Origin of the sequence: Brucella sp. 22210, assembly GCF_052045675.1 — a bacterium.
Lineage (GTDB): Bacteria > Pseudomonadota > Alphaproteobacteria > Rhizobiales > Rhizobiaceae > Brucella.
Genome location: NZ_JBQEPD010000075.1, coordinates 1 through 6,632, shown reverse-complemented (window position 1 = coordinate 6,632; position 6,632 = coordinate 1). Strand labels below are relative to the sequence as shown.

Sequence of the window (6,632 nt, the reverse complement as noted above, 5' to 3'; positions counted from 1 at the left end):
GCCATAGCGGCCTGACTTACGAGCGAGCGCCGTGATGTCTGCGGTCAACGCCGCTTCATCATCCGGGGTCTTGGCGATCTTGCGCTGTGTGGAACGATGCTGGCCGAGAACCCGGCATGCCCGACGTTCGGACACCTTCAGTTCATCGATCACATGATCCACGCAAGCGCGGCGACGGGCGGGGCTTAGAAGGTTCCCTTCGCGGCCTCGGCCAAAATCATCTTGTCCAGCGTGAGATCGGAAACGGCTCGCCTGAGCCGGGCATTCTCCGCTTCCAGTTCCTTCAGGCGCTTCACCTGGTCGCCCTTCAGTCCACCGAATTCGGACCGCCACCGGTAGTATGTAACTTCCGTCACTCCTATCGACCGGATCGCCTCCACCATCGATTTTCCTTGCTCATTCAGCACGTCAACCTGACGGAGCTTCGTGACGATCTCTTCTGCCTTGTGTCTTTTCGCTGCCATTTCAATATCCTTCTGAGCTCAAAAGCCATACTTTTTGAAGGATCACTTTGCAGGGGGCAGACCAGGTGGGGCAAAAACAGAAATCAGTCCAGTGAACTGATTTCCTCTGCGGAAGCGTTCATACCTTTCGGGGCGCACTTGTCGATATTGTTTGGATCGTCCTTAGGAAACCGCTGTGCATGCCAGAAGCCTCGAAAACAAGGCATCAATTTTGGGCCAATGCCACTACTGGATCGAGTTTTGAAGCATTGCGTGCCGGCATGAAGCCAAATCCGATACCAATCAGGCTGGAGCAAAGAAATGCAATAACAATGGAAATGGGGGAATAGATGAGATGAAACATGCTGCTGAACTGCGCAAACAATATGCCGACGCCGATAGCGAGTAGAATACCCACCGTGCCGCCAATCAGGCAGACAAGAACAGACTCGATTAAGAACTGCTGCAGAATGTCGCTCTGTCGAGCACCTATCGCCATTCGAACACCAATTTCGCTTATCCTTTCCGAAACCGATACGAGCATGATGTTCATGACCCCTATTCCCCCCACAAACAGTGATATACTCGCAATGCTCGCGACAAGAAGAGCAAGCGTTGCAGTCGTTGATTCAATCGTGCTCTGCAAGCTGCTGGTATTGAAAATAGTGAAGTCTTTTCCCCCATGCCGCAGCGTCAGAAAAGTAGTGATAAGTTTCTCAGCTGCCGTTGGGTTCATTGTGTCTGCAACACGCACAATGATGGATTTCAGAGAGCTTGTTCCCGTCATACGGGTTTGCACAGTTGTGTAAGGCAAATAAATAGCAAGGTTTTGGCCGGAGCCTATCCCCTCTTCAGACTTTATAACGCCGATTATTCGAATAGGAATGTCCTTAAGAACAACAATTTTACCAATGACAGTTCCTGTTTCATTTGGAAAAAGGGTTTTCCTGGCATTCGTGTCAAGCAGTGCATCTTGAGCCAGTTCGATTATTTCCTGCGTCCCGAAAAATCTTCCTTCAATCAGCTTGCTGTTGCGAGTTGCAAAGTACTGGTCTCCAACGCCGCTGACTGTAACGCTCACCTCTTTGCTGCCGACACGAACGGTTGATGAAGTGGAGACCGAAGGGGTCGCCGCAATAACATAAGGCATTTTTGCAAGTTGCTGCGCGTCGCCGAGAGTAAGCGTCGTTATTTGCGCAGCTTTTAGATCGCCATATCCATGTCCCGGGCTGATGTAGAGTGTGTTGGTACCGAGATTGCTGATCTGTTCAAGAATTTTCTTTTGTGAGCCCTGTCCCAAAGCTACGACACAGACGACCGACGCGGTTCCGATAATGATACCAAGCATGGTAAGAAAGGTGCGCATTCGGTGATCATGCATTGATCGGAACGCCATTGAGAAAGCTTCTGTAAAGCGTCCCCTCCAGCCATTGGAAAGCCGTGGCTTCCCTTGTTCTTTTCGAACATTTTCATCGACATCGTGAATAACATCAATCATATCATCGGCAATGATCTGGCCATCGCTGATTTCAATAATTCGTTTGGCGCGTTGTGCGACCTTACGATCATGGGTAACCAGGATGACGGTGTGGCCATCTCGATTGAGTTGTTGCAAAATTTCCAGAACCTCTTCGCCACTATGGCTGTCGAGCGCACCAGTCGGTTCGTCTGCCAATATGACGTCTGCTCCATTGATCAAGGCGCGCGCGATTGAAACGCGCTGCTGTTGCCCTCCGGAGAGCTGGTTTGGTTTATGGCGGGTGCGTTCTTCCATGCCAAGGCGCCGCAATATTTCAAAAGCCCTTTGACGACGCTCCTCGCGATCCCTTCCTGCATAAATGGCGGGGACTTCGACATTCCCCAGGGCATCCAGCTCGCCTAGCAGATGATAGCGCTGGAAGATGAAACCAAAATGCTCACGTCTCAACCGGGCCAGTTCATCAGGTTCAAGATCAGAGGTTACGTGCCCTGAAATCAGGTAAGTCCCTTCAGAAGGTCTGTCGAGGCAACCGAGAATATTCATCAGCGTCGTTTTGCCCGAACCCGAAGCACCCATAATGGCGACCATTTCGCCACGATGGATTGTGAGGTCGATATGGTTGAGAACTGTTATAAAATGATTGCCAGAGGAATAACGGCGATAGACCCCCTTGAGTGAGATCAATGGTACGTCAGTCATTTCAGACACCCACGCTTATTGTACCTGAGCCAGAATTGGGATCCGTTGTCTGGTTGTCGGTAATAATTCTATCACCCTCCGCCAACCCTGAGCGGATTTCGATGTTAATTTTGTCTGTAATTCCAGTCTCTACGGTTCGATCGATTATGATCCCGTCGTTTTTCACCACGCGGGCGGTGGCTTTATTTGGCTCTCCGGTAGTGCGCAAAGCGGAAACGGGTGCGAGCAAAACATCTTTGGTTTGCGCTAAAAGGATATAAACTTCGGCGGTCATATAGGTTTTAAGAAAACCGTCTGGATTGGGAACGCTGAAAATTCCCTTATAGTAAACTGCTGAGGCGGTAGCCGCCCCGGAGGGGGTGGCGCTGGCGGCTGTGAAACTTTTGTCATTGACTATGGAAGCCGGAGCTGGATCAATCTTATCCAGTTTGGCTTCGTAGCGTTTGGTAGTCTGACCAGAAATTGTGAAGTAAAGAGGCAGCCCCTCCCTCACTCGGGTGATATCCGCTTCCGAAATGTCAACCTCAACAGTCATCCTGTCAAGCTGCCCCAATACTGCGATTGTCGGTGCTGATTGAGCTGCATTAACGGTTTGACCTTCCTGCACAACGGTTGCAAGAATAGTGCCGTCCATGGGAGCGGTTATGCGCGTAAAGGCGAGGTTGGTTTCGGCGATTTTCACCTCAACTTGTGAGGCAGCAATCGTGGCTTGTGTATTTTTGAGCTGCCCTTCTTTTTCTTTTACTCCGCTGACAGCCTTTTCATATTCTGAACGCGCAACGGCGTTTTTTCCGATCATGAGTTGATTACGTGCCAGATCCTGCCTGGCGAGTTCCAGTTGGGCAATATTCTGGTCGCGTGTCGCCTCGTTCTGGCGCAACCTGGCCTGCGCTTTCTCAAGCTCATTTTGTTGCGAAGTTGAGTCGATAAGCGCCACAACATCGTCTTTTTTGACGCGCTGCCCGGATCGAACTTTCAACGACAGAATTCGGCCGGTCACCTGGGCACCGATAGCGACGAGGCTCTTTGGCTTGAGAACGCCTGTTGCGAGAACAGATTGCTCCAGATCCCCGCGATGGATAATCGATATTGCAGGTAATGGTGCTTCCTTGCTCGCCTGACGGACCACCAGATAACCGATGATCAGGAGCGCGACAAGAATAGCGAGCCAAAGACGCCTGGAGAACTGGCGTTTGGACTTAAGTTTCATGGAAGCCTCGTACCATTTGCCGGCGATGGCGGAATTGCTGGTATTACGATGTGTGGGCCGGTATAGCCGTCAATAACTTCTGGCGACTTTGCGTCTATCTGACCGTCCCACCCGCCACCCAACGCTTTTTGCAACGTGATGTAATTTAAAACCAGGTCTGTGTGAAATTGACCAAGGTCCGTTTCGGAGTTCAACAAAGCCGTTTGTGCATTCAATACTTCGACGAAACTCTTACTGCCGACTTTGAATTGCTCAAGGGTAAGCTGGTTTATCTTTCGGCTGTTGCTCGCAATTTTCTGCAGCTGATCATAACGCAGTCGGTTTTGGTTAAGCGCGACGCTCGCATTCTCCACTTCACTCAATGCAGTCAAAACAGCCTTTCGATATGCAATGAATGATTGATCGCGAGCAGCTTTGGCAGCGTCAACCGCCGCATTCAGTTTGCCGCCCTGGAAAACCGGTATTGAGAGAGAGGGGCCGAAACTCCAGCCAATAGTCGAGAGACGGGCAAGATCGCCGAAGTTCTTACCCCCTGTGCTGATATTGCCGCTGAGGGATATGCCGGGATATAAATTGGCTTCAGCTTGACCAATCCTGGCGGTTGAAGCTGCGTATTCTCGCTCGGCTGCACGCAAATCCGGACGGTTGAAGAGGAGGGTTGCTGGCAAACCGGCTGGCGTTTTCCGGGGCACATCGGGAACAGGCTTTGCTATATCTAGTTTTGTTGCAAGGACGATTGCGGAGTTTCCTGTTAGCACGGTCAGATTGTTGAGATAGAACGCATAACTGATACGCAGTTCCGGTATTTGCGACCGGGTGGAGGCCGCCTGTGTCTGAGCACTTAACAAATCAACCTGGGAAATCTGTCCGGCCTGAAGCCGGGCGCGCGTTAAAACAACGGTTCGATCCTGCAATACGGAATTCTGCTGTGCGATCGATATTTTGGCCTGGACGCCTCGCAATTGCGCATAATTTTTAGCAATATCACCGATCAGGGTTACGAGAGCAGCGCGCAATCGCTCAGTTGCAGATTCGACATGGTAATATGCAGCTTCGATGCCACGCCGATTGCCACCGAACAGATCGATCTCCCACTTTGTATTGAAGTCGAGGGCAGTTTTGCCGGATATATTTGACGAGGTTACATCGGACCGGGTGTAGCTGGCGGTGCCGTTCAGGGAAGGGAAAGCGTTTCCGCCGGCTGATACAAGCTCAGCTCTCGCCTGACGGACTTTTGCTCTGGCATCGGCTACACTCGTGTTGTCAGCTATAGCATCGGCTATTAACTGGTTGAGAACAGGATCATTCAGCTTTTTCCACCAGTCGGCTAGAGCTGGTGTTTGTGTATTCGTTTCACTGTTCCAGCCGGTCGGTGTAATAACGTCTGGCCTCCTATAATCAGGGCCGACCGCAACACAAGAAGCGAATATGGGCAGAAACACGGTCAGAAAAGTCAAGCGAGCAATCTGTTTTGACAAAATGGATCCTGAACATTCAGCATTCGTTAAATGGTACCACTGAACCACGACAGGATTTTCGAATGCAGCTCAGTTGATCTGAACGGAAAGGCATTCAAAAAATTGGCCCGCGCGACGTCGTTGAACCGAGCCGCGTTGTTTATTGATGAAAACTCCGATTCCGTATCCGGTTTATTCCCGGATTCGTCCCATTATGGATACTGCTTGATTCTGAGCGATGCCCAGGCCATCTTCAATCACAATAATTGGTGGGCAAAATAAGAGCTGTCCGCAACTGGTGCTGGTTGGCCTGTCAGGGCAGTGGTTTTCCATGGCAAAGATCGCTCATCCTGCCGTCACGTTGCAGAAAAATTGTTGGTTCTGGTGCGACTGGCGATAAGTATGAAGAAGAGAAATATTCAATCTCGTCGTGCTGCCCATTATTGGACGGGGCGGCGGCCACTATCGGATCAGGGCGCTCAAACCGTCTGGACGCAACGTGCCTTAAACATGCTCTACGATACGCAAGTCGTCTGCATCGTATTTGCTATCATAGTGTCAGAAAAATTCGATACTGTTCAGAAATCCGGGCCCAATTATATTCGAATATTCTATAATAATTAGTTAAAACAAACACTTGCATTATTCTGCCCATGTTGTAATCATGGGTTTGGGTATCTGTTCTTATCCGGCGATATCCAATCCAGGTTTGAGGTTGCTAACGAACTTGGGCCATCTGGACCTGCCGTAACCAGGTTCAGCATTCGCCTTATGGCGAAGCGATATACCCCAGTCACCCGTCCACGTGGCTGGGGTATATTGAAGCGAAGGATTTTATCTCAAAAATTGTATAATTATGCAAAGCCAGCGAAACTTCTTGCTTTCATAAAAGCCATCGCCGCAAGCTTGCGAACATGATTAACCTTTTCTTTGCTCTTCTAAGAGGCCGTTTTGAAATGGGTTGAGTAGTTGGGGCACCTGTGATTCCGGAATGTCGCGACACTTTCTGGAGATTACAATGTGGACCCCGACTACTCGTGTACAGCATAGCCGTTGCGCGACGCGATACCAGACCGATCTGACGGAAAACGAATGGCAACTTCTGCAGCCGATGCTTCCTGAGCCGCACGGGACAGGCCGACCGCGCAAATGGGCGATGCGTGAAATTGTGAACGCCATCTTCTACGTTCTACGCGGCGGCATTGCCTGGCGCTTGTTGCCGTCGGATCTGCCGCCCTAGCAGACAGTCTACGGCTGGTTTTCGCGCTTTCGCGATAGCGCGCTTTTCGAGAAGACCAATCACGCTCTTGTCATGGCAGATCGGGAGCGTGTTGGCCGCGAGG

The 6,632-nt window shown here is 50.6% G+C and carries 3 protein-coding genes and 2 pseudogenes; 1 reads left to right on the top strand and 4 read right to left on the bottom strand.

Going from position 1 to position 6,632, the window contains the following annotated elements; genetic code table 11:
• The 4 genes and pseudogenes from ACTJKP_RS25855 to ACTJKP_RS25840 form a co-directional block, all read right to left on the bottom strand.
• Positions 1 to 464: pseudogene (locus tag ACTJKP_RS25855) on the bottom strand (transposase); the annotation flags it as partial.
• A gap of 205 nt (positions 465 to 669) precedes the next feature.
• Complete coding sequence (locus ACTJKP_RS25850; protein WP_440632714.1) at positions 670 to 2,622, bottom strand: MacB family efflux pump subunit; 1,953 nt, start codon at positions 2,620 to 2,622, stop codon at positions 670 to 672.
• Position 2,623: 1 nt separating this feature from the next.
• Complete coding sequence (locus tag ACTJKP_RS25845; protein WP_440632713.1) at positions 2,624 to 3,832, bottom strand: efflux RND transporter periplasmic adaptor subunit; 1,209 nt, start codon at positions 3,830 to 3,832, stop codon at positions 2,624 to 2,626.
• Positions 3,829 to 5,310, bottom strand: a complete 1,482-nt coding sequence (locus tag ACTJKP_RS25840; protein ID WP_440632712.1) for an efflux transporter outer membrane subunit — start codon at positions 5,308 to 5,310, stop codon at positions 3,829 to 3,831. Before ACTJKP_RS25840 ends, ACTJKP_RS25845 begins: the two co-directional genes overlap by 4 nt.
• 997 nt (positions 5,311 to 6,307) lie before the next feature.
• Between ACTJKP_RS25840 and ACTJKP_RS25835 the strand changes: the two are divergent.
• A pseudogene (locus tag ACTJKP_RS25835) lies at positions 6,308 to 6,632 on the top strand (transposase); the annotation flags it as partial.

Bases quoted from the DNA above. Each gene is read 5' to 3' on its own strand.
- ACTJKP_RS25850 (WP_440632714.1), bottom strand. From the start codon at position 2,622: ATGACTGACGTACCATTGATCTCACTCAAGGGGGTCTATCGCCGTTAT.
- ACTJKP_RS25845 (WP_440632713.1), bottom strand. From the start codon at position 3,832: ATGAAACTTAAGTCCAAACGCCAGTTCTCCAGGCGTCTTTGGCTCGCT.